Origin of the sequence: Bacteroides finegoldii DSM 17565, from assembly GCF_000156195.1 — a bacterium.
Classification (GTDB): domain Bacteria; phylum Bacteroidota; class Bacteroidia; order Bacteroidales; family Bacteroidaceae; genus Bacteroides; species Bacteroides finegoldii.
This window is the reverse complement of record NZ_GG688334.1, coordinates 27,633-51,436: the sequence shown is the minus strand read 5'-3', so window position 1 is coordinate 51,436 and position 23,804 is coordinate 27,633. Positions and strand designations below refer to the sequence as shown.

The window sequence follows — 23,804 nt, the reverse complement described above, 5'->3', positions numbered from 1 at the left end:
ATCATTTCCAAATGATGATGCACTGAAAAAATCTGTCTATCTGGCCATTAACGAAATCGAAAAGAAATGGTACCAACCTATTTGGAATTGGGCATTGATATTTAACCAATTTATTACTATATTTGAAAACAGGATTCAAGTATAAAACCCGAATCCTGAAGTTTTCTATTTACACAAAATTGTGGACAGTGCCGTAATTTCCCTGTTTCTCTCTTTCTATGGCATGATGACGTTATAATATAGTTACTATCTCATCAATGCTTTTGCGGGCTGTTGGATTGTGCTTGGAATCCACTGGATAACCTATAGGAATTATTGCAACCGGATGAATATTAGCAGATAATCCCAAACTATGTTTGCATTCATCTATATCGAAATTGCAAACCCAACAAGTTCCTAACCCTTGTTCCGCTGCCGCCAAACAGATATGTTCCGCAGTGATGGCAGCATCAATATCTGCATGATTTTTATTATCATACTGACGTGTCCATGCAACCGAATCATTAGCACATACAATGATATATAAGGGGGCTTCCACAAACCATTTGGCAGGATAAACCTTTTGCAGCTTTTGTTTCTGCAATTCACTGTTTATCACTATAAATTGCCACGGCTGTTTGTTTACGGCAGACGGTGCATACCGGGCGCATTCAAAAATATAATCCAACTTTTCTTTCTCTACTTCTTGGGAAGTATAGCTTCTTACGGAATAACGCTTTTTTGTTAATTCTAAAAAAACCATGATGTATAATATTAATTGAGTTAAAAAATAAATCGCTATGTCTTATAACTGTATTATTTGTCCTGTACTGATATAATTTATTTTTTCGTCAGCAATACCTTTCAATATTCCATAGGCTTCTTCACCAGTACAATGGCAAGTATAAAATGTTGTATTTCGGCATAAAAACGTATTTGCAATATCTTTAATTAGGTTTATGTTTTCGGTTCTTTTCTTTAATGGGTCATAAAGATGAAAACCTGATATGCAATATTTCATTTCCTGTTTTGCAATGTCTTCGGCTCTATTTAGAATATTGACTATTCCATTGTGAGCGCAACCACTGAATAAAGTTTTATAATTGCTCTCGGTTATAATCAAATATTGTTCATGCTTAAACGTATCATGCTCATACGTCCCATTTTGTTTGACGAATAGACTGTTGTTTGCTGTAGGTAAATAAAGATGTTCCTTTATATTGGAAAATATTTGTAATTCCTCATCTATTACATACTCATCCTCGATAAGAATAATTCTTGGATGGTCTTTTAATTTTCTATCGAGACCAACGTTCCACTTCATACCTAAGAAATTAGCATAATACTCCTCAAAAGCGTATCGACTAATGTAAATGTTCGCTTTGGCATTATTTTCTAAAAAATACTTCAAAGCTCCCCCATGGTCATTGTGCCCGTGAGAAATAATCACAGAATCAATATCCGTAATATCCACACCTAATTTGACTGCATTTTCTAAAAACAAACTATTTGAGCCTAAATCAAATAGTAATTTATGCTTCTTTGTTTCAATATACAAGCATAGTCCGTGTTTACTTTTATAGTCTTTGGATATGCTTGTATTTTCAACCAGTGCTATTACTTTCATTTCATTTGTTCTATTTTGAAACCAGCTTTGCTTATCAGTTCTACTATTTCACCTGCTGCCAACTTATCGGACATTACAGTCAGGGGACGATTAGAATCGGATAAATCCAAATTCCACTCTTCTCTGTTCATTTTACCTTGTAATATTTCTTCTATTTTAGCAAGACAGCCCATACATTTGGCATTTGTTTTAAAAGTCATTGTTCCCATTTTAATTGATTATTAAGTTATTCTATTCTTTTTCTTTTTAAACGCAAGCTGTTTAACACCACAGATACAGAACTGAATGCCATAGCTGCACTTGCCCACATCGGATTTAAAAGGAATCCGTTTACTGAATAAAATATGCCTGCCGCAATGGGAATACCAATCAGGTTATAAATAAACGCCCAAAACAAATTCTGATAAATTGTTTTTATCGTCAATTGCGACAGCCGGATGGTTTCCGGTATTTTCAGTAAATCGGATGAGAGTATGGTCGTCATTGCCGTATCTACAGCAATATCACTGCCTTGCCCCATTGCTATGCTTAAATCCGCTTGTGCTAAAGCCGCACTATCATTAATTCCGTCACCCACCATGCCTACTTTTTTCCCATTGGCTTGCAATTCTTTTATGAATTGAGATTTCTCATTCGGCAACACTCCGGCTTTATAATGGTTTATTCCTACCTTTCGAGATATGGCTTGTGCTGAAATTGCATTATCTCCTGTCAGCATATACACTTCAACACCCATTTCCTGTAGTTGTGATATGGCTTGTGCCGAAGTTTGTTTAATTTCATCGGTAAGGGCTATAGCTGCAATAGCTTGTGTGGAATCAGCAAACCATACCAATGTTTTAGCTTCCTGTGTCCATTTGTTTGCCAATTCCTGCAAATGACTGGCTATCGTAATATGGTTATCATTCAATAATGACAGGTTGCCTGCGTAATAAGTCTGACTGCCTACTACACCTTTTACACCTTTCCCCGGAACGTTTTCAAACTTATCAATGGAAATCTCTTTTTCATTCTGCAAAGTATTGACTACGGCATCCGAAAGAGGATGTTCCGATAGTTTCTCTAAACTGTACAGTATTTTTCGGCTATGTTCAAAGCCGTTTTCCCATAGGCTTTCGACGACTATGGGATGCCCTGCTGTGATAGTCCCTGTTTTATCAAGAATTATAGTATCTATCTTTTGTGCAATCTCCAAGCTTTGGGCATCTTTAATTAAAATCCCTTTTTCAGCCCCTTTTCCAATGCCTACCATAATGGCAGTGGGAGTAGCCAAGCCTAATGCACAAGGGCAGGCAATTATCAATACAGTGACCATTGCCAATAATCCATTGGTGAAGCCGTTCGTTGGTGCTAAAAATATCCATGCAACAAAAGCTATAATTGAAATACTAATAATAGCCGGGACAAAGAATCGGGCTATTCTATCCACTAACTTTTGAACGGGAGCTTTGCTGCCTTGCGCATCCTGCACCATGCGGATGATTTGTGCCAGCATCGTGTCAGAACCTATTTTATCGGCAATAAACCGGAATGTCCCCTTTTGATTGATGGTTCCGGCAAATACCTTTTCGCCGGATTGCTTGTGCATGGGAACAGGCTCGCCATTCAACATACTTTCATCCACGTATGATTCTCCTGTAACAACCACGCCATCTACTGCAATGCGTTCTCCGGGTTTAACAAGAATTGTATCACCTTTTTGTACGGCTGTTATCGGAACGGTACGTTCATCAGAATCCACGATAATAGTTACCGTCTTAGGTTGCAGCCCGATTAATTTTTTTATGGCAGTTGAAGTGTTCTGTTTCGCACGCTCTTCGAGTAATCGTCCCAATAAGATAAATGCAATGATAACACTTGCCGCTTCAAAATAAATATGCGGTTCAATCCCTCTTGACAACCAAAAAACAGGAAACAACAGATTAAAAACACTGAATGTATAGGCTATTCCGGTACTAACAGCTACAAGGGTGTCCATATTCGAAGTGCCATGCTTTAATTGCCGCCACGCATTGATATAAAATTCACGTCCCAAACCGAAAACCACGGGCGTGGCGAGAATCCAAAGTACATATTTTAAAGAGGATATATCTTCAAAAAACATACTGATAACCATAATTGGGAGAGATAATAGCAGGGCTGCCACTGTACGCCTTTTTATCTTCCGGTATCTTGTCAAGCGAATTTCTTCCGCTTTATCGGCAGTGTCTTCACCGGTATCAACCAGTAAATCATATCCTGCATCTTGTACGGCAGATTGTAGTGTTGCATCGGAACATACTTCCGGATTATATTCTACCTGTGCTACCGCAGTCGCATAATTCACTGTTGCCTGATATACTCCCGGCAAACCATTTAATGTTTTATCCACACGAGCCGCACATGAAGCGCAACTCATACCCAAAACCGGATATGTATTTTTTATGTTCATACCTTTTCTCATATTGATGATTTTTATATGCTGCAAAGGTAGGATGCTTTTATCTTCCGGCTCTTACATAATTATGGATATGACTTATATCTTTCAGACTTCATCCAAAGGTTTCAACTTATGTCCTTTTAAACGCTTGAACTGGCTTGGAGAAATGCCAGTCATATTACGGAATTGTGTACTTAAATGTGCTGCGCTTGAGTAATTAAGCTTATCGGCAATTTCGCTAATGGATAATTCATCATACACCAACAGTTCCTTTATACGTTCTATTTTCTGAATGATGTAGTATCTTTCTATACTTATGCCATTCACTTCGGAAAACAACTTGCTAAGGAAACTGTAATCGTGATGGCACTTATTCGTAAGATAATCAGACAGGTTTGTCTTGGACGAATTATCATTATAATGCACTAATTCAATCACCGCAACTTTTATTTGTTCAATAATTCGCATCCGTTTATCATCTATCAACTCAAATCCGTATGCTTCAAGAACAGGCTTTATGGTTGCACGTTCCTCTGCATTTATCGGTTCTTGCAAAATAGCTGTCCCCAGTTCAACACTAAGTGGAATAAACCCCATTCTTTTCAGTGCTTCTGTAACAACCATAATGCAACGGTTACAAACCATATTCTTAATGTGAATAGTATTGCTTTTCATCATATATCCATCGTTTCTGCAAAGTTAATGACAATACACTGCTTATCGTTTGGCAAGCTCTGAATATTCTCAATATTTAAGGCTTGCAATTTATTGATAGCGTTTATTGTTTCTTTATTTTTGCAAATTTACGAATTGGGTAGTGCAACCTAATTGCAAAGTTGAGTAATCTGAATTAGGTGTAAGGTGCAAGTATATATCTATATATATAGCTTGCACCTTACACCTAAGCTGAAACATTTATATTCAGACATTTGCGTAATTCAAAAAGAAGCAGTATCTTTGAACCGAAGTTTTAGGCAGACAATGAACAGCCAAAGGACGACAAACAAACGTCTTTTTTGAAACCTAAATTGTACCCCCTAAGGCATTGACGTATTGATAAAGAGTTGAATTAAAGCGACATAAGGAGATAGGTTCATTACCCTGTCTCTCCGCAATAAACGCTGAAAATCAGCAAATTGCAAAATAAATATCCAGTTTTACACCCTATAATGTAAAGCCGGGTGTTTTTGTATAAATTAAGATTTATATAACGATAAAGTCCATAAAGAAATCTATATCTTATGAAATCTTTATGGACTATATTGGATATTTTTTGAAGAGTAAATCAGTATCTATTCAGTATTCCTGAATCTTTATCTTTATTCTGCATCTTCAGTTTCACGCCTGACTTGGACTTTCCGAATGAGAAGTTGTAAACAAGATTTATATACACCATATTGGCATTGTTGATGATCCTTTAGGTTTCTGTACGTTGCAGAAGCGGTGTTCCCAATACGGATGAAACTATTATCTCCTATTCATATTTATTCTTTCTTTTATACAAGTATTTTATAGATAACAATTGTTTGAAGTAATTCTTTTTCTTAATTTGATTCTGGATTAGAATTGGCTATTGTTATTATTTAACATCGATTTCCGTATATGCTCTTAAATAGTGTCTATACCGTTTTATTAAAATAGCCTTCACCTTTTCACTGCTATCTCCTATTCATGGGTGTTAGCAGGTGAAGGGATGCTCTTTCAGCAAGTATACATAGCAATATTATAGTCCAAAAAGCAGCTAGATTTTCTCTTGATGTATTATACTTATCATTACTGTGATAAGAATTTATCATATTTATGATACTTACTTATCACAATAGTGATAATATCTTATCATTTTAATGATAAATGAAAAATATAGGCGTTAGAGTCACGTTTGTTCAAGAAATAAGCCAGACTTGCCGGGTAAAAGCGGGTAGATACTTCCAATAGTTTTTTAAAATTAAGATGTAACTGAAACAAAATGATACACATAGGAACTGTGAAAGCCGGGTGAAAGTGTTCCCCTTCACCCGCTAATACCCTAACGACGGGAGATACAGAAAAAAGGTGAAGGGGACGGAAGATTGCAACTTATTGGGAAGGAAAGGCATTGTTTGCATTACTGTATATAAAGCGTTGTTTACATTGCTTGAATAATAAAATGCTAATGTTTCTTATTTTTACCTTGTGAAACAAAATACTTTCTTGACTTTTTAATAATAAGAATTACCTTTGACGGATAAAATGATGGTAGACGCTATGAGGTATATACGACTTGGTGTATGTATATGTATTCTTTTATTTGTGCATAACCAAATTTTAATGGCTGATGAGGCCACAAATGCAGATTCCATAACTACTGAATATATAAGAAGTATTTATATTGAGAAGCCGAAATGTGCTTTGAAACTTTTAGATGTAGCGGAGAATAAAAAGTCTATGCCTTTACGAGTTATAGACGAGTTACGTAGCCTGTCATATCGCAATTTGTTTATGAATAAGCTTGCTTATGTATATGCAAGAAAATCTTATGTGCTTGATTCCGTATATCAAAAGGACCCTGAACACTTATTGAAAATGACTGTTTATTTGGCGGAATTATCTTTCTTGATGAGTAAATATAACGAGAGTATGAATTATGCGCTTGACGGGATTGCCCAATCAAAAAGGTTGGAGGACCGCGTGTCCGAAGCCCGGTTGCTATACTGCATTGGAGAGAATAACCGTATGTTATCATTTAAAGATAAAGCGTATGATTATTTTGATTCTGCTATCGATTTGTTGAAAGGGAGAAAAGGCGTAAAAGAGATAGGAATGCTCTCTTCTTTCTATGGAGGGAAAATGAGTTATTTAATGACTGACTCTTTGTATGAGGATGCATCTGTTATGGCTTTGGAACGTGAAAAGCAGATAAAAAAATTGGAAACTTTACCTGATGTTCCGAAAGGATTGGTTGATATGCAATATGGTTATCTGTACTCTAAATGGGCATATAATTGCTATATGGAAAAGAAATATGGGCAGGCTGAAAAGTACTTTGCGATGTATCAATCGACTGAATACTCTCGTACACCTGATGGAAAAATGTATTCAATTCCTTATTTGCTGGCTTCCAAGCATTACAAGCAGGTGATTGACAACAGTCAGGAGTTTAAAGAACTGATGAGGAAGCAGCAAGATACTATCAATGCGCAATATATGAATGTGCTTGAAAGGGAAGTGCAAGCCTATATGGGGATGGGAAACTATAAGGAAGCGGCAATTTTGCAAGGAGCTATTATAGCTATAACGGATAGTATTAATAACAGGGATAAAGAGAATGCGGCATTAGAGTTGAATACGATGTATGATACTTCTGAAAAAGAGGACTATATAGCCAAACAAGCATTCCAATTAAAAGTCAGAAACATAACATTGACCTTTTTGACGTGTATTACACTGTTGACTTTGTTTGTATTATGGCGTATGTGGCGTTTCAACCATATTATCAGATATAAGAATAAAATCCTTGCTAAGTTTATAAACGAGAGATTGGCCAGGAAGAAAGACAGTCAGTCATTGGATATTGATGAACAGCTTATGATCTCACAAGATATAGAAGATGAAAGTATTTTGTTTGGCGACCAAGAGGAGATATCTGATGAAACCGGCAAAGCGAGCGGGGAAGAAGAAGAGAATAAAAAAATATTTATTGAACTGAACCGTATTGTTGTTCAAGACCAGTTATATCTTTCTTCAGAATTGTCGAGAGAAGATTTGGCACAACTCGTGCATTTGAATAACGCACGTTTTGCCCGAATGATAAAAGAATGTACCGGTACTAATTTTAATGGATACATCAATGATTTGCGTATAGATTATGCAATTAAATTATTAAAACTGCATCCTAATTATACGATACGTGCCATAGCTGATGAAGTCGGATTCAACAGTACCCCGATATTATATAATCTTTTCAAGAAAAAGACGGGCATGACTCCGTACGAGTTTAAGAAAGCGCAAGAATCTCTTTAAGAATTAGGTCGTACAATGTTCTTGTATGGTTAAACAATTTCCAGCCTTATCGGTTTATTCTAATAAGTAATCAATATAAATAATCATGATACAGGTTAGGATAAAGCGAGTATACGAAGACTTTTCGGAGGCAGACGGATATAGGGTATTGGTTGACAAATTATGGCCGCGCGGAATAAAAAAGGAATGGTTGAGATATGATTATTGGGCAAAAGATATCACTCCATCCGCTGCTTTGCGTAAATGGTTTCACGATGATATACCGGGACACTGGAATGACTTCGTCGTACTGTATCAGAAAGAGCTGGATGCTTCTCTGGCAGCGACCGATTTTCTGGCCCTTATCAAGCCGCGTCCGGTAGTAACACTCATTTACGCTTCTAAAGAACCTGTATATAATCATGCCCGAATACTCCGCGATTATCTGGAAATGCGTTTGAAAGAGTGAAATTAAAGTAATTTTTATCTGCTTACGCTTTCTGTCGTTCACTCAATTTCCTACCTTTGTAATCTAAATCAAAATCGTGTAGCCATGAAGTATAAATTATTGGTCTTGGATGTAGACGGAACACTACTGAATGATGCGAAAGAAATTAGTAAACGTACGCTGGCCGCTTTGTTGAAGATTCAACAGATGGGAGTACGTATTGTTTTGGCTTCCGGCAGGCCGACCTATGGTTTGCTGCCGTTGGCAAAATCTCTTGAACTTGGAAATTACGGAGGTTTTATCCTTTCCTATAATGGTTGTCAGATTATCAATGCACAGAACGGAGAGATTCTGTTTGAACGTCGCATAAATCCGGAAATGCTGCCTTATCTGGAAAAGAAAGCCCGTAAGAATGGATTTGCGCTGTTCACGTACCACGATGACACCATTATAACCGATTCTTCCGAGAATAAACATATCCGGGATGAAGCCGAATTGAATAATTTGCGGGTGATAAAGGAAGAAGAATTCTCCTCAGCCATTGACTTTGCTCCTTGCAAATGTATGCTTGTCAGTGATGATGAAGAAGCACTTGTCGGTTTGGAAGATCATTGGAAAAGACGGCTGAACGGAGCATTGGATGTTTTCCGTTCCGAACCCTATTTCCTTGAGGTCGTTCCGTGTGCTATCGACAAGGCGAATACTTTGGGAGCTTTGTTGGAAGCGTTGAACCTGACACGTGATGAGGTCATTGCTATTGGTGACGGTGTATGCGATGTGACTATGATTCAGTTAGCGGGGTTGGGAATAGCTATGGGGCATTCTCAAGACTCGGTGAAAGCGTGTGCCGATTATGTGACAGCGTCGAATGAAGAAGACGGGGTAGCCCTTGCCGTTGAAAAAGCAATCATAGCCGAAGTCCGTGCGGCGGAAATTCCGTTAGACCAACTGAATGCGCAGGCGCGTCACGCATTGATGGGAAATCTGGGTATCCAATATACGTATGCGTCTGAGGACAGAGTAGAGGCGACAATGCCTGTCGATCACCGTACTCGCCAGCCTTTCGGCATTCTACATGGCGGTGCTACGCTTGCATTGGCTGAAACGGTTGCAGGACTGGGTTCTATGATTCTTTGCCAGCCTGATGAAATAGTAGTGGGAATGCAGGTCAGCGGAAATCATATATCTTCCGCCCACGAAGGAGATACCGTGCGGGCAGTGGGAACCATTGTACACAAAGGACGCTCATCTCATGTATGGAATGTGGATGTCTTTACTTCAACAAACAAACTGGTGTCTTCCGTACGGGTAGTCAACAGTGTTATGAAAAAAAGATGATTGACGAAGAAATAAGTAATCTGACAGTTATTGATGCGCTTATCCGGCAAAAGCGACCTTTTGTGGTATACCGTATTCCCGGAGAGAAACTTCCCCGTCTGTTGACACAGGCGGAGGAGGAGATCCGTTTGATATACGATTTGCAAGAGTTGAACGGACAGAAAGGATTTGTTATCGCTCCCTTTCGGGTGAGTGAGATGTGTCCGGTTGTACTGATACAATCTGATGGCTGGGGGCAATCCCTTTCTCTTGACGATGATACGGAGGAAGAATATGAGGCTTCTTTGCAAATACAAGAGCAAGAAAATTTTCAGACCTCTTACACGAAGGAGTATGCCGACTGTTTTCAAGCATTTATCAATGCCTTACGTGACGGGACTTTTGACAAGTTGGTACTTTCCCGGCGTATTACGATGGATAAGGGGGCGGACTTTTCTCTTTCATCCGTATTTCGTGCGGCCTGCAAGCGTTATATTCATTCATATATATACCTATGTTACACTCCCCAGACCGGCATTTGGTTGGGAAGTACTCCCGAAATTATTTTATCGGGTGAGAAAGATGAATGGAATACGGTTGCACTGGCCGGAACACAGCCTTTGCAGGATGGCAAATTGCCGCAAGTATGGGATGAAAAAAACAGGAAAGAGCAGGATTACGTAACTGCTTATATCCGTAGCCGACTTCTTTCTTTGGGCATCCATTCTACTGAAAGCGGACCTTATCCTGCATACGCCGGAGCTTTGTCACATTTGAAAACAGATTTTCATTTCTCTTTGAGAGATAATAATGGTTTGGGAGATCTCCTGAAAGTGTTGCATCCGACGCCTGCGGTGTGTGGTTTGCCAAAGGAAGAGGCCTATCGCTTTATATTGGAAAACGAAGGGTATGACCGTCGTTATTATTCCGGTTTTATCGGATGGCTGGATCCGAATGGAAGGACTGATTTATATGTGAATTTACGTTGTATGCATATCGAGGATGAACGACTGACTCTTTATGCCGGTGGCGGACTATTGGCCTCTTCGGAGCTGAATGATGAATGGCTGGAAACGGAAAAAAAGTTGCAGACAATGAAACGTCTGATTACTTCCACCTCCATTATCGCTAATTACTAATCATTAACAAGCTAATCACTAATCATCATGTATACAGACAAGAAAAACATACTCCAACTGGTTGCGTTGCTTGAGGCGCACGGCATTACTAAGGTTGTGTTGTGTCCCGGTAGCCGTAACGCGCCTATTGTGCATACTTTGTCCAATCATCCGGGCTTTACCTGTTATGCGATGACTGATGAACGGAGTGCGGGTTATTTTGCTATCGGGCTTACGTTGAATGGTGGCAAACCTGCTGCAATCTGCTGTACTTCCGGTACGGCGTTGCTGAATCTTCACCCGGCTGTTGCGGAAGCTTTTTATCAGAATGTTCCTTTGGTTGTCATTTCTGCGGATCGTCCCGCTGCCTGGATCGGGCAGATGGACGGACAGACTTTGCCGCAGCCTGATGTATTCCGGACGTTGGTCAAGAAGTCCGTGAATCTTCCCGAGATTCATACAGAGGAAGACGAATGGTATTGTAATCGTCTGGTTAATGAGGCTTTATTGGAGACACATCATCATGGGAAAGGACCGGTACATATCAATGTGCCTGTTTCCGAACCGCTGTTTCAGTTTACAGTGGACAAATTGCCGGAAGTGCGTGTTATCACCCGTTATCAGGGATTGAATGTTTATGACCGTGATTATAACGGTCTGGTTGAACGGATGAATAAATACCAGAAGCGGATGGTCATTGTCGGGCAGATGAATCTTATTTATTTGTTTGAGAAACGGCATACCAAACTATTATACAGACATTTTGCCTGGTTGACGGAGCATATAGGCAATCAGACCATACCTGGCATTCCGGTCAAGAATTTCGATGCGGCACTTTATGCTGTTCCGGAAGATAAGATGGAACAGATGGTTCCCGAATTGCTGATTACTTATGGGGGGCATATTGTTTCCAAACGACTGAAGAAATTTCTCCGCCAACACCCGCCTAAAGAACATTGGCATGTGTCGCCGGATGGTGAGGTGGTCGATTTATACGGTTCGTTGACTACCGTGATTGAAATGGACCCGTTTGAGTTTCTGGAGAAGATAGCAAGTTTGCTGGATAATCGTGTGCCCGGATATCCCCGTGTGTGGGAGAATTATTGCAACACTATTCCTGAACCGGACTTTGCTTATTCCGAAATGTCGGTTGTCGGTGCATTGGTGAAAGCTTTGCCAGAGTCGTGCGCATTGCACTTGGCAAATAGTTCGGTAGTTCGTTATGCCCAGCTTTATTCGATACCTTCAACTATTGAAGTTTGCTGTAATAGGGGTACGAGTGGTATTGAAGGGTCTTTGTCTACAGCGGTCGGTTATGCGGCAGCTTCCGATAAACTGAATTTTATCGCTATCGGGGATTTGAGTTTCTTCTATGATATGAATGCTTTGTGGAATGTCAATGTTCGTCCCAACCTGCGTATCCTTTTGTTGAATAATGGCGGAGGAGAAATTTTTCATACATTGCCGGGATTGGATATGTCGGGCACATCCCATAAGTTTATCGCAGCCGTTCATAAGACTTCCGCCAAAGGCTGGGCGGAAGAGCGCGGATTTCTCTATATGAAAGTTGAAGATGGGGATGAACTGGCGGAGGCAATGAAAATTTTTACTCAGCCCGAAGAGATGGAACAACCTGTGTTGTTGGAGGTGTTTACCAACAAAAACAAGGATGCGCGTATGTTGAAGAATTATTATTATCAAATAAAAGAAAAATAGGTTATGTCAACACAAAGAGAGTGGACTACGATCAGAGAATACGATGATATTCTTTTTGATTATTATAATGGAATTGCCCGTATCACGATTAACCGTGAACGCTATCGGAATGCGTTTACTCCGACTACTACTGCTGAAATGAGTGATGCGCTACGCATTTGTCGCGAGGAAGCGGATATTGATGTGATTGTTATTACCGGTGCAGGTGATAAGGCTTTCTGTTCGGGAGGTGACCAGAATGTGAAAGGACGTGGCGGATATATCGGAAAAGACGGGGTTCCCCGCTTGAGTGTACTGGAGGTGCAAAAGCAGATACGCAGTATCCCGAAGCCGGTGATTGCTGCCGTGAACGGATTTGCGATTGGTGGCGGGCACGTGCTTCATGTGGTATGTGATTTGTCTATAGCTTCCGAGAATGCTATTTTCGGTCAGACGGGACCTCGTGTGGGAAGTTTTGATGCCGGATTCGGTGCTTCTTATCTGGCACGTGTGGTAGGTCAGAAGAAAGCCAGGGAAATCTGGTTCCTCTGCCGGAAATACAATGCGCAGGAAGCGTTGGATATGGGACTGGTCAATAAAGTAGTTCCTTTGGAACAATTGGAAGACGAATATGTGCAATGGGCAGAAGAGATGATGTTGCTTAGTCCGTTGGCTTTGCGTATGATTAAGGCAGGACTGAATGCCGAATTGGACGGTCAGGCCGGAATTCAGGAACTGGCGGGAGATGCGACATTGCTTTATTATCTGACGGATGAGGCTCAGGAAGGAAAGAATGCCTTTTTGGAAAAGCGTAAACCGAACTTCAAGCAATATCCGAAGTTCCCCTAAAAATGATACTTTGATATATTATTTATATTCAATGGATTGCAAGATTAAGATCATTCCCCGATTGCTCCATTTCAAGCAGTCGGCAGGAACTTCGCGAGGTACATACTCCACCCGGAAAGTGTGGTATCTCCATTTTACCTCTTCCGAATTTCCCGGTCGGGTGGGAATAGGGGAGTGTGCTCCTCTGCCTGCACTGAGCTGTGACGATCTTCCCGATTATGAAGATATATTAGGAGCAGCCTGTCGGGAAGTGGAAAAGCAAAATGGGAGATTGGATGTGGGCGCTTTGCGTAAGTATCCTTCTATCCTTTTCGGACTTGAAACTGCCATCCGTCACTATCATACGGGAGATTGGGCTTTGTGGGATACCGCTTTCTCTCGCGGAGAAACAGGGATTCCTATTAACGGCCTTATCTGGATGGGCGACTTCAATAAAATGCTGGCGCAGATAGAAACGAAAATGAATGTAGGTTTCCGTTGTATCAAACTCAAAATCGGTGCGATCAACTTTGAAGAAGAATTGGCTCTGCTCCGTCATATCCGTGCGCACTTTTCTTCCAATGAGATTGAGCTCCGTGTAGATGCGAATGGGGCTTTTGCTCCGGCTGACGCTATGGAGAAACTGAAACGGTTGTCTGAATTGGATTTGCATTCCATTGAGCAGCCTATCCGTGCCGGACAATGGGAGGAGATGGCGCGTCTTACCTCCGAGTCTCCTTTGCCGATAGCTTTGGATGAAGAGTTGATAGGGTGTAATACTCTGGTAGAGAAACGGAAACTGCTTTCTGCCATTCGACCGCAGTATATCATCCTCAAACCTTCGTTGCATGGTGGAATAAGTGGTGGAAACGAATGGATTGCGGAGGCCGAACGTCAGCGTATCAGTTGGTGGATTACATCTGCTTTGGAGTCTAATATCGGTCTGAACGCCATTGCACAATGGTGCGCTACTTTCGACAATCCGTTGCCTCAGGGATTAGGGACAGGATTGCTTTTTACTGATAACGTAGAAATGCCGCTTGAAATAAGAAAAGATTGTTTGTGGTTTGACAGATGATGGTATTCAATCGACAAAAGCAACGCTTGCTGCTAGAAGGAAAGGAATATACACCTGATGATATACGCAGATGTATGGTGCGGGGAGTAGAAAACTATCCTTCCGCCATATGGGATTTATTCCTTTTTCTACAGGAGTGGTTCAACGATTCCCCTTTACTTGCGGTTCATACATCCGGGTCTACCGGTATGCCGAAAAAATTAATGGTACGTAAAGAACAAATGATGCAGAGTGCGCGTCTGACTTGTGAATACCTGAATTTGCAGGCGGGAGATACGGCCTTGTTATGTATGAACCTCCGTTATATCGGAGCAATGATGGTAGTGGTGCGCTCTTTAGTTGCAGGTTTGAATTTGATTGTGCGTCCTGCTTCCGGTCATCCATTGTCCGATATACACGAACCGTTGAAGTTTGCGGCAATGGTTCCGCTACAAGTTTATAATACTCTTCAGGTTCTTGAAGAAAAGGAACGGTTGAAGCAAACGGATATTTTGATAATAGGCGGGGGAGCGGTTGATGCCAGACTGGAAGCGGACATTCAATTTCTTCCGGGAGCTGTCTATTCTACTTACGGGATGACTGAAACTTTATCCCATATCGCTCTTCGCCGTCTGAACGGTCCTGCGGCTTCCGAACACTATCATCCTTTCTCTTCGGTGCATTTGTCTTTGTCTCCAGAAAATACTTTAGTGATTGAAGCACCTTTGGTTTGCGCTGATATTCTGCAAACCAATGACATTGCACGTATCCATCCCGATGGAAGTTTTTCTATTCTGGGACGGAAAGATAATGTGATAAATAGCGGGGGAATTAAAATTCAAGCGGAAGAAATAGAAAAAAAACTTCGCCTGTTGATTCCGATACCGTTTGTTATTACCTCTGTTCCGGACAAGCGCTTGGGGCAGGCTGTGGTTTTATTGCTGGCGGAACAGCCGGATATACAAGAGATGGAAAAAGGAATACAAACGATATTGGAACCATATTATCGTCCCAAGCACATTCTGGTAGCGGATTGTATTCCGCAAACGGGAAATGGAAAAGTCAATCGTGCGGATTGTCGTATTTTGGCACAGCGCCTGCTACAACTTCTGAATGATTCATCCTGTTAAAAGTAATACCCTAGATTCACAAAACAACTTGCTTTATCCGTCTGGTTGGAGTAGCCCAATGAGATTTCCAATGGCCCGAAGACGCTGTCCATTCCATAACCGGCACTGATACCGAACAATTGCTTGCCTTTTAATATTTTGAAAAAATGACTGTCCGTCAGTCCGTAGTTTCCGGTCAGGATGAGGTAATGGATGGCTCCCATCCGTTGTCTTAATTTTAAAGACGCAATCATAATTGCATTATCCATCAGTTCTATATTGTTGACTCCGGCAAATGGTAATTGCTGAGGTATATAGAAGCCGGGAACTTCACCTCCGATTGCATTTTGCAGAGGATAGGGAAAGTTTCTCCCGATCAGGATACGTCCATAGATGGAAGGAATGACGGAGAAGCGGCGGGTGATGGGAAGAACACTTGCCCATGAAGCACTCAATGCAGAGAAAGGAGCGTGTTCGTTATATTGCGCCATATTATCCGTGTAGAGGGAATAGGCAGCCTTAAAGTCGCTGCCTTTGGCGGGGAAATATCCTTTATCGTATGTGTTGTAATGTATTTGGGCAAAATAACTCAGAAAATGTTCCGATTCTACTTTCAAATCAATCAGTTCCGGTTGTTTAAACAGGAAATCTTTGTATTTGTAGTATTCAAAACGGAGTCCGAGCCCGAAACGGAAGTTTTTGTACCATACATCCGAGAAGCCGAATTCGGCTAAGTGATATTTATAGGTTGTATTGTAGGCACGGTTTCCCTTCTCGTAGATGTTGATGTCGTTGTATTGGAACATATATGAGAAGTTGAAATTACGCTGCTGCATGGGTTCGAGTGTATAGTCGATGCGTGCGGCATATCGCTTACCCAACCGTCCGGTGAGGGATAGGCGGGAAGGAATATGAGTCTTGAGGTCTGCAGTGGCATTAAGCAACAGAGAGGCAATCTCTTCCGAATCGAAGCGGATACCCAGATTGATTCTTCTTTCATATTTCTCTTGCAACAGGAAGTTGAGATGGTAGCCTTCGGGAGTATCTGTCAGTGTATAACTGGCACTAGAGTAAGACTGGCTACCGCGTAACAGGTCTAAGGCCTGTTCTATTTGCTGCGTCGTAATGTTACTGTTTTCTTTTAAGTTACATTTCTTCATTAACCATTTTTTGTCGTCAGTCTCTACTCCGGAGAAAGAAATATCTGTGACGTAAATGGTGCGCACATTGGAGAGGGAAGAGTAGGGGCCATGCTGCTTGGGCTTATAATCTTCCGGTATCCCTATTCTCTTTTTTAAGGCAAGCAGGGATTCCCATTGCGATCTTGCCGCCTCTTCACCCCTTCGCATCAAACTGTCAATGGCGGTCGGAGTAAAGCTGGCGGAGGAATATCCTTCCACATTCACACGGATATAGGTATCTGTGATATCTACATTTTTCTCATGATTGGACTGGCAGGTAAGGTCGACAATCTGTCCCAGAATATCGGGTGCACTGTTCAGCTTGTCTGCCTTTTTTAAAGCATTCTGCACATCTACTCCGATAATAATATCCGCCCCCATAGCTTTCACTACATCTGCCGGATAATTGTTTACGATTCCGCCGTCCACTAATACCATACTGTCTTTCCGTACCGGAGTAAATACCCCGGGAATGGCCATACTGGCACGCATGGCGGTGGAGAGTATTCCGTCATGGAATACAATAGGTTCTCCGTTCACTACATTGGCTGCCACACAGGCAAAGGGAATGGGCAGTTTATTAAAGTTGATGGAGTCATGATACCCCATTGTCAAATCCGAGAATAGATTGGCTAGATTCTGCCCTTTTACGATTCCTCCTGAAGCTGCGTCTTTGGGTGTTTTTGTAAAAGGGATGGAAACAATAAACCTTTCGGAACGTTCACGCTCCGTTAGTGACATGGAACTCCGTTTTACCCGGTCGCTCAACAAGAATGTCCAATTTTGCTTTCGCACCATGCTGTCCAACTGCTCAGGTGTGTAGCCTATGGCGTAAAGCCCTCCTACGATGGCTCCCATACTGGTCCCGGCTATATAATCAATAGGAATTCCGGCCTCCTCAATCACTTTCAAGGCTTTGATATGAGCCATACCTTTGGCACCTCCGCCGCTCAGGACTACTCCTACTTTTTTGCGTTGTTGCTCTTGAGAATGCAAAGAAAAAGGAAATATTAAGCAGGTTAATAAAACCAATGTTGAAAGTATTTGTTTTTTCATCAGACAGGTGTTTATATATACTACAAATGTAGGGTATATTTTGTTTAGTTGTTGAATTGGGAAATGGAAAAAAATGTTCCAAAAGTCGGAATTGTGGATTATTTCTACATATTTCCGATAAATTCTACATTTCCGCATTTAGCATGACAAAGTATAATGAGTTGATAGACAGTGAATAATAAATGTAATGATTTTGGCATACTATTTGCTTGAGAGGAAGATAGAACAAGCATAAGTTAAATTTAATAATAAGATTCGATATGAGATTATTCTTTTCGAAACATGAGTTGAAACTGAGAAGAAAGAGAAACATTGCTGCTATAATTTGTGTGGTAATTGTGTTGGGGGCGTATTGGATACTAACCCGGCCTCAGAAGGTTGAGCCGGAAATGCCGACAGTCATTGTGGAACCGGTAGTTAAAGATGATGTGGAAATATACGGGGAATATGTCGGGCGTATCCGTGCCCAACAGTTTGTCGAAGTACGTGCGCGTGTGGAAGGTTATTTGGAGAATATGCTTTTTGCCGAAGGTACGTATGTAAATAAGAATCAGGTTTTATTTGTAATCAATCAGGATCAGTATCGTGCCAAAGCGGACAAGGCGAGAGCGCAGTTGAAGAAAGATGAGGCGCAGGCTTTGAAAGCGGAACGTGATTTAAAGCGTATCCGTCCGTTGTTTGAACAAAACGCTGCAAGTCAGTTGGATTTGGATAATGCGGAAGCTGCTTTTGAAAGTGCCGAAGCAACGGTGGCTATGAGCGAAGCAGACTTGGCACAGGCGGAATTGGAATTGGGTTATACTATTGTCCGTTCTCCTCTGTCGGGACATATCAGTGAAAGAAACGTGGATTTAGGTACGTTGGTCGGTCCCGGTGGAAAGTCATTGCTTGCTACCATTGTGAAAAGTGACACAGTATTGGTGGATTTTAGTATGACGGCACTCGATTATCTGAAAAGTAAAGAAAGAAATATTAATTTGGGACAACAGGACTCTACCCGTTCCTGGCAACCCAATATCACTATTACGCTGGCGGATAATACCGTTTATCCATATAAAGGATATGTAGATTTTGCCGAACCGCAGGTCGATCCTCAGACGGGAACTTTTTCCGTCCGTGCCGAAATGCCGAATCCGAAACAAGTCTTGTTGCCGGGACAGTTTACTAAGGTCAAACTATTGTTGGATGTTCGTGAAGGTGCACTCGTTGTTCCGATGAAAGCGGTTACCATTGAAAAAGGAGGAGCATATATTTATACCATGCGTAAGGATAATACGGTAGAGAAACGTTTTATTGAATTAGGACCGGAAGTAGGGAATAATGTAGTGGTGGAAAGAGGACTGGCAGCAGGAGAAATTGTTGTAGTGGAAGGTTTCCATAAGTTGACGCCGGGAATGAAAGTGCGGGTAAGTCAGCAGGAGATGGAAACGAAGGATAACACAAAAGGAGAATAGGCGATGAAAGTTACGTTTTTTATAGATAGGCCGGTTTTTTCGGCTGTAATCTCTATCGTGATTGTGATTGTCGGTATTATCGGTCTGACAATGCTTCCGGTTGATCAATATCCGCAGATCACTCCTCCGGTGGTGAAGATCAGTGCTTCTTATCCGGGTGCGAGTGCGCTTACCGTATCTCAGGCAGTAGCTACTCCGATTGAGCAGGAGATCAATGGTACGCCGGGAATGCTTTATATGGAGTCGAACAGTTCTAATTCCGGAGGTTTTTCGGCAACGGTTACATTTGATGTTTCTGCTGATCCGGATTTGGCGGCAGTCGAAATTCAGAATCGTGTGAAACTGGCGGAATCCCGTTTGCCGACAGAGGTGATCCAGAATGGTATTTCGGTAGAAAAGCAGGCTCCCAGCCAGTTGATGACACTCTGTCTGACTTCCACTGATCCGAAGTTTGACGAAATTTATCTGAGTAACTTTGCTACCATCAATGTGCTTGATGTGATTCGCCGTATTCCGGGAGTGGGACGTGTCTCAAATATTGGTAGCCGTTATTATGCAATGCAGATATGGGCACAGCCTGATAAATTGGCGAATTTCGGTCTGACCGTGCAAGACTTGCAAAATGCCTTGAAAGATCAGAACCGTGAATCTGCGGCAGGTGTGCTAGGGCAACAACCGGTACAGGGATTGGATATAACGATTCCTATTACAACTCAAGGACGTCTTTCTACGGTTGGGCAGTTTGAGGATATTGTGGTGCGTGCCAATGCAAACGGTTCCATCATTCGGTTGAGGGATGTGGCACGTGTTTCTTTGGAGGCTTCTTCCTACAATACAGAGAGTGGTATCAACGGTGAGAATGCCGCTGTGCTTGGCATCTATATGTTGCCGGGTGCCAATGCGATGGAGGTGGCTGAAAGAGTGAAGGAAGCGATGGCGGAAATTAGCAAGAACTTCCCGGAAGGGTTGAGCTACGAGATTCCGTTTGATATGACAACCTATATTTCAGAATCTATCCATGAAGTATATAAAACCTTATTTGAGGCTTTAGTACTGGTGGTGTTGGTAGTATATCTTTCTTTACAGAGCTGGCGTGCGACGTTGATTCCTGTAGTGGCGGTACCTATTTCATTGATCGGAACTTTCGGCTTTATGTTGATCTTTGGTTTCTCTTTGAATATCTTGACTTTGCTCGGATTGATTCTTGCCATCGGTATTGTGGTGGACGATGCAATTGTAGTGGTGGAAGGAGTAGAGCATATTATGGAAACGGAAAAGCTGAGTCCTTATGAAGCTACTAAAAAAGCGATGAACGGACTGGCAAGCGCCTTGATTGCCACTTCATTGGTATTGGCTGCCGTGTTCGTGCCTGTCAGTTTCTTGAGCGGAATTACAGGACAGTTATATCGTCAGTTTACAGTGACGATTGTAGTATCCGTGCTCATTTCCACGGTTGTAGCTTTGACATTGAGTCCGGTCATGTGTTCTCTGATCTTAAAACCGGATAGTGGGAAGAAGAAAAATATTGTTTTCAGGAAAATCAATGAATGGCTAGGTATTGGCGGTAATAAATATGTAGCTGCCGTTACCCGGACTATCAAGCATCCTCGCCGGGTGTTGAGCGCTTTCGGTATGGTGTTGATAGCCATAATGTTGGTTCATCGTATTATTCCGACTAGTTTTTTGCCCGTAGAGGACCAGGGTTACTTCAAGATTGAATTGGAATTGCCGGAGGGAGCAACTTTGGAACGTACGCGCATAGTGACCGATCGTGCTATTGCTTATCTGGAAAAGAATCCATACATAGAATATATTCAGAATGTGACGGGAAGCAGTCCGCGTGTAGGCAGTAATCAAGGACGTACCGAGTTGACGGTTATACTGAAACCTTGGGAAGAGCGCAAGAACACAAGTATCGAAAAGATTATGGATACAGTGGAGAGACATCTTGAGGAATATCCGGAATGCAAAGTCTATCTTTCCACTCCGCCGGTGATACCGGGTTTAGGTACTTCGGGAGGCTTTGAAATGCAGTTGGAAGCTCGTGGGGAAGCCACTTTTGACAATCTGGTGGATGCGGCGGATACATTAATGTATTACGCTTCTAAAAATAAGGCATTGACGGGTTTGTCTTCTTCTTTGCAATCGGAGATACCGCAGCTCTATTTTGATGTAGACCGGGACAAAGTGAAAATGCTCGGTGTACCTTTGGCTGATGTATTTTCTACCATGAAAGCCTATACCGGTTCAGTATACGTAAATGATTTCAATATGTTCAACCGTATATATAAGGTATACATTCAGGCGGAAGCTCCTTACCGTGAGCATAAGGATAATATCAATCTATTCTTCGTCAAGGCCTCTAATGGAGCTATGATACCGTTAACATCTTTAGGGAACGCTTCTTATACCACAGGGCCAGGTAGTATCAAACGCTTCAATATGTTTACTACGGCAGTCATTCGTGGGGCAGCTGCGCAAGGATACAGTTCCGGACAAGCGATGGAGATCATGGAACAGATTGCTCGTGAACATCTTCCAGACAATATAGGTTTGGAATGGAGCGGACTTTCTTACCAAGAAAAACAGGCCGGAGGTCAGACAGGCATGGTGATGGCATTGGTATTCCTTTTCGTATTTCTCTTTCTTGCTGCGCAATATGAAAGCTGGACAGTACCTATTGCCGTATTGCTTTCTTTGCCCGTTGCCGCTTTGGGTGCTTATCTTGGGGTATGGGTATGCGGATTGGAGAACGATGTGTATTTTCAGATCGGTCTGGTCATGTTGGTGGGGCTTGCCGCCAAGAATGCAATTTTGATTGTTGAATTTGCTAAAGTGCAGGTTGACAAGGGAGAAGACTTGGTGCAGTCGGCTATTTATGCGGCCCGTTTACGTTTCCGTCCGATCTTGATGACTTCGCTCGCGTTTGTGCTCGGTATGCTTCCAATGGTTTTGGCTAGCGGACCCGGTTCGGCAAGTCGGCAGGCAATCGGTACAGGTGTCTTTTTCGGAATGATATTTGCTATTGTATTCGGTATCATTCTTGTACCGTTTTTCTTTGTGATGGTATATAAGACGAAGTCTAAACTCTTAAAACAGAAGAAATGATGAAACGAAAGAAACTATATATTGTCATATTGTTATTTGTAGGAATATTGACTTCCTGCAAGGTAGGAAAAAGTTATGTCCGTCCCGATCTTCATCTACCCGACAGTTTGGCTCAACATCAGGACTCAGTTAGCTTTGGTGATCAGGACTGGAAAGATATTTATACGGATTCTACATTGAGAAGCTTGATAGAACGGGCATTGGATCATAATAAGGATATGCTGATAGCTGCTGCCCGTGTGAAAGAGATGGCTGCACAGAAGAGGATTTCTACGGCAGCATTGCTTCCTGATATAAAAGGGAAAGTGACGGCAGAGCGTGAACTCGAAAATCATGGAGGAGAGGCTTTTAAGAGGTCGGATACCTTTGAAGCGCAGTTTCTAGTCTCTTGGGAACTTGACCTTTGGGGAAATTTGCGTTGGGCGCGTTCGGCTAGCATTGCAGAGTATTTACAGTCGGTAGAGGCACAACGGGCACTACGAATGACTATTGTAGCGGAGGTGGCACAGGCATATTATGAGTTGGTGGCTTTGGATACGGAATTGGATATCGTAAAACAAACCTTGAAAGCCCGTGAAGAAGGAGTCCGTTTGGCTCGTATCCGTTTTGCCGGAGGATTGACTTCGGAGACGTCGTACCGTCAGTCGCAGGTGGAATTGGCACGTACGGCAACTTTGGTTCCGGACTTGGAACGGAAGATTTCCTTGAAAGAAAATGATATAGCTTTTCTGGCAGGTGAATATCCAAACAAGATTGCCCGTTCACGTTTGCTTCAGGAGTTTAAGTCACCGGAAACGCTTCCTATCGGATTACCGTCCACTTTATTGGAACGTCGTCCCGACATCCGTCAGGCTGAACAAAAGCTGATTGCAGCCAATGCTAAAGTAGGGGTGGCTTATACGAATATGTTTCCGCGTCTTGCCCTGACAGGAGGATTTGGCTCGGAAAGCACGTCTCTATCGGAACTGTTGAAATCTCCTTATGCGGTTATGGAAGGGGCTTTATTGACTCCAATTTTTGGCTGGGGAAAGAACCGTGCTGCACTGAAAGCGAAAAAGGCGGCCTATGAAGTTGAAGTACACAATTATGAGAAGTCTGTATTGCAGGCTTTCAAAGAGACACGTAATGCGATAGTGAATTTCAACAAGATAAAAGAGGTATATGAGCTTCGTGCGAATCTGGAACGTTCGGCGAAGAGCTATATGGAACTTGCACAGCTTCAATACATTAACGGTGTCATTAATTATCTGGACGTGTTGGATGCGCAACGTGGATATTTCGATGCGCAGATTGGCTTGAGTAATGCGATTCGCGACGAATTGATAACTGTAGTACAACTTTATAAGGCTTTAGGTGGAGGTTGGAAACAAAATCCCTAAACAAAAGAAAGAAGAATTTTCATAATTCGGAAAAAAGTGCGAAATTTGCAA

Annotated in this window: 17 protein-coding genes; 11 read left to right on the top strand and 6 right to left on the bottom strand. The window is 41.9% G+C overall.

Annotated elements, in window-relative coordinates; all coding sequences use genetic code 11:
• Nucleotides 1-232: 232 nt before the first annotated feature.
• The 5 genes from BACFIN_RS02290 to BACFIN_RS02310 form a co-directional block, all read right to left on the bottom strand.
• The gene (locus BACFIN_RS02290) at nt 233-742 is read right to left on the bottom strand and encodes a nitroreductase family protein (protein WP_007757462.1); all 510 of its coding nucleotides are present in this window, start codon (nt 740-742) and stop codon (nt 233-235) included.
• A gap of 42 nt (nt 743-784) precedes the next feature.
• Nucleotides 785-1,606: an MBL fold metallo-hydrolase gene (locus tag BACFIN_RS02295; RefSeq protein WP_007757461.1), complete on the bottom strand. Its 822-nt coding sequence runs from the start codon at nt 1,604-1,606 to the stop codon at nt 785-787.
• Entirely contained in the window at nt 1,603-1,815 is a 213-nt protein-coding gene (locus BACFIN_RS02300; RefSeq protein WP_007757460.1) for a heavy-metal-associated domain-containing protein, read from the bottom strand. The genes BACFIN_RS02295 and BACFIN_RS02300 overlap by 4 nt, the downstream gene beginning before the upstream one ends.
• A 17-nt stretch (nt 1,816-1,832) precedes the next feature.
• On the bottom strand, nt 1,833-4,049 hold the full coding sequence (locus tag BACFIN_RS02305) for a heavy metal translocating P-type ATPase (RefSeq protein WP_007757459.1): 2,217 nt from the start codon (nt 4,047-4,049) through the stop codon (nt 1,833-1,835).
• 81 nt (nt 4,050-4,130) lie between these two features.
• Complete coding sequence (locus tag BACFIN_RS02310; RefSeq protein WP_007757451.1) at nt 4,131-4,703, bottom strand: helix-turn-helix transcriptional regulator; 573 nt, start codon at nt 4,701-4,703, stop codon at nt 4,131-4,133.
• A gap of 1,566 nt (nt 4,704-6,269) precedes the next feature.
• Here BACFIN_RS02310 and BACFIN_RS02315 point away from each other — a divergent pair.
• The 8 genes from BACFIN_RS02315 to BACFIN_RS02350 all read left to right on the top strand — a co-directional run bounded on the left by BACFIN_RS02315 (nt 6,270) and on the right by BACFIN_RS02350 (nt 15,596).
• Nucleotides 6,270-8,024 (top strand): helix-turn-helix domain-containing protein, encoded by a 1,755-nt coding sequence (locus BACFIN_RS02315; protein ID WP_081449108.1) that lies wholly within the window; start codon nt 6,270-6,272, stop codon nt 8,022-8,024.
• A gap of 85 nt (nt 8,025-8,109) precedes the next feature.
• Nucleotides 8,110-8,472 (top strand): DUF488 domain-containing protein, encoded by a 363-nt coding sequence (locus BACFIN_RS02320; protein ID WP_007757445.1) that lies wholly within the window; start codon nt 8,110-8,112, stop codon nt 8,470-8,472.
• An 84-nt stretch (nt 8,473-8,556) separates the two neighbouring features.
• Nucleotides 8,557-9,789, top strand: coding sequence for a Cof-type HAD-IIB family hydrolase (locus BACFIN_RS02325; RefSeq protein WP_007757444.1), 1,233 nt, complete (start codon nt 8,557-8,559; stop codon nt 9,787-9,789).
• Nucleotides 9,786-10,907 carry an isochorismate synthase gene (locus BACFIN_RS02330; protein ID WP_007757441.1) on the top strand — a complete coding sequence of 374 codons (1,122 nt, stop codon included), beginning with the start codon at nt 9,786-9,788 and terminating at the stop codon, nt 10,905-10,907. The genes BACFIN_RS02325 and BACFIN_RS02330 overlap by 4 nt, the downstream gene beginning before the upstream one ends.
• Before the next feature lie 27 nt (nt 10,908-10,934).
• Complete coding sequence (menD, locus tag BACFIN_RS02335) at nt 10,935-12,602, top strand: 2-succinyl-5-enolpyruvyl-6-hydroxy-3-cyclohexene-1-carboxylic-acid synthase (protein ID WP_007757440.1); 1,668 nt, start codon at nt 10,935-10,937, stop codon at nt 12,600-12,602.
• 3 nt (nt 12,603-12,605) lie between these two features.
• Nucleotides 12,606-13,430, top strand: coding sequence for a 1,4-dihydroxy-2-naphthoyl-CoA synthase (gene menB, locus BACFIN_RS02340; protein ID WP_007757439.1), 825 nt, complete (start codon nt 12,606-12,608; stop codon nt 13,428-13,430).
• Nucleotides 13,431-13,461: 31 nt separating this feature from the next.
• Entirely contained in the window at nt 13,462-14,487 is a 1,026-nt protein-coding gene (locus BACFIN_RS02345; protein ID WP_007757438.1) for an o-succinylbenzoate synthase, read from the top strand.
• Nucleotides 14,487-15,596, top strand: coding sequence for an AMP-binding protein (locus BACFIN_RS02350; RefSeq protein ID WP_032839937.1), 1,110 nt, complete (start codon nt 14,487-14,489; stop codon nt 15,594-15,596). The genes BACFIN_RS02345 and BACFIN_RS02350 overlap by 1 nt, the downstream gene beginning before the upstream one ends.
• On the opposite strand, the gene BACFIN_RS02355 is transcribed toward BACFIN_RS02350, so the two are convergent.
• Complete coding sequence (locus tag BACFIN_RS02355; protein ID WP_032839924.1) at nt 15,593-17,812, bottom strand: patatin-like phospholipase family protein; 2,220 nt, start codon at nt 17,810-17,812, stop codon at nt 15,593-15,595. The two genes, BACFIN_RS02350 and BACFIN_RS02355, sit on opposite strands and share 4 nt — an antisense overlap.
• 260 nt (nt 17,813-18,072) lie before the next feature.
• Between BACFIN_RS02355 and BACFIN_RS02360 the strand changes: the two genes are divergently transcribed.
• The 3 genes from BACFIN_RS02360 to BACFIN_RS02370 are packed head-to-tail and all read left to right on the top strand — an operon-like array spanning nt 18,073 to nt 23,753.
• A complete protein-coding gene (locus BACFIN_RS02360; RefSeq protein WP_007757435.1) occupies nt 18,073-19,266 on the top strand; it encodes an efflux RND transporter periplasmic adaptor subunit in 1,194 nt (397 codons plus the stop codon).
• Nucleotides 19,267-19,269: 3 nt separating this feature from the next.
• Nucleotides 19,270-22,374, top strand: a complete 3,105-nt coding sequence (locus BACFIN_RS02365) for an efflux RND transporter permease subunit (protein WP_007757434.1) — start codon at nt 19,270-19,272, stop codon at nt 22,372-22,374.
• On the top strand, nt 22,374-23,753 hold the full coding sequence (locus tag BACFIN_RS02370) for an efflux transporter outer membrane subunit (RefSeq protein WP_032839935.1): 1,380 nt from the start codon (nt 22,374-22,376) through the stop codon (nt 23,751-23,753). Before BACFIN_RS02365 ends, BACFIN_RS02370 begins: the two co-directional genes overlap by 1 nt.
• Nucleotides 23,754-23,804 lie beyond the last annotated feature (51 nt).

Excerpts from the sequence above, each read along its gene's own strand:
- BACFIN_RS02290 (WP_007757462.1), bottom strand. The coding sequence starts at position 742 with ATGGTTTTTTTAGAATTAACAAAAAAGCGTTATTCCGTAAGAAGCTAT.
- BACFIN_RS02325 (WP_007757444.1), top strand. The coding sequence starts at position 8,557 with ATGAAGTATAAATTATTGGTCTTGGATGTAGACGGAACACTACTGAAT.
- BACFIN_RS02345 (WP_007757438.1), top strand. The coding sequence starts at position 13,462 with ATGGATTGCAAGATTAAGATCATTCCCCGATTGCTCCATTTCAAGCAG.
- BACFIN_RS02295 (WP_007757461.1), bottom strand. The coding sequence starts at position 1,606 with ATGAAAGTAATAGCACTGGTTGAAAATACAAGCATATCCAAAGACTAT.
- BACFIN_RS02300 (WP_007757460.1), bottom strand. The coding sequence starts at position 1,815 with ATGGGAACAATGACTTTTAAAACAAATGCCAAATGTATGGGCTGTCTT.
- BACFIN_RS02330 (WP_007757441.1), top strand. The coding sequence starts at position 9,786 with ATGATTGACGAAGAAATAAGTAATCTGACAGTTATTGATGCGCTTATC.
- BACFIN_RS02370 (WP_032839935.1), top strand. The coding sequence starts at position 22,374 with ATGAAACGAAAGAAACTATATATTGTCATATTGTTATTTGTAGGAATA.
- BACFIN_RS02305 (WP_007757459.1), bottom strand. The coding sequence starts at position 4,049 with ATGAGAAAAGGTATGAACATAAAAAATACATATCCGGTTTTGGGTATG.
- menD (WP_007757440.1), top strand. The coding sequence starts at position 10,935 with ATGTATACAGACAAGAAAAACATACTCCAACTGGTTGCGTTGCTTGAG.
- menB (WP_007757439.1), top strand. The coding sequence starts at position 12,606 with ATGTCAACACAAAGAGAGTGGACTACGATCAGAGAATACGATGATATT.
- BACFIN_RS02320 (WP_007757445.1), top strand. The coding sequence starts at position 8,110 with ATGATACAGGTTAGGATAAAGCGAGTATACGAAGACTTTTCGGAGGCA.
- BACFIN_RS02315 (WP_081449108.1), top strand. The coding sequence starts at position 6,270 with ATGAGGTATATACGACTTGGTGTATGTATATGTATTCTTTTATTTGTG.
- BACFIN_RS02365 (WP_007757434.1), top strand. The coding sequence starts at position 19,270 with ATGAAAGTTACGTTTTTTATAGATAGGCCGGTTTTTTCGGCTGTAATC.
- BACFIN_RS02350 (WP_032839937.1), top strand. The coding sequence starts at position 14,487 with ATGGTATTCAATCGACAAAAGCAACGCTTGCTGCTAGAAGGAAAGGAA.
- BACFIN_RS02355 (WP_032839924.1), bottom strand. The coding sequence starts at position 17,812 with ATGAAAAAACAAATACTTTCAACATTGGTTTTATTAACCTGCTTAATA.
- BACFIN_RS02310 (WP_007757451.1), bottom strand. The coding sequence starts at position 4,703 with ATGATGAAAAGCAATACTATTCACATTAAGAATATGGTTTGTAACCGT.
- BACFIN_RS02360 (WP_007757435.1), top strand. The coding sequence starts at position 18,073 with ATGAGATTATTCTTTTCGAAACATGAGTTGAAACTGAGAAGAAAGAGA.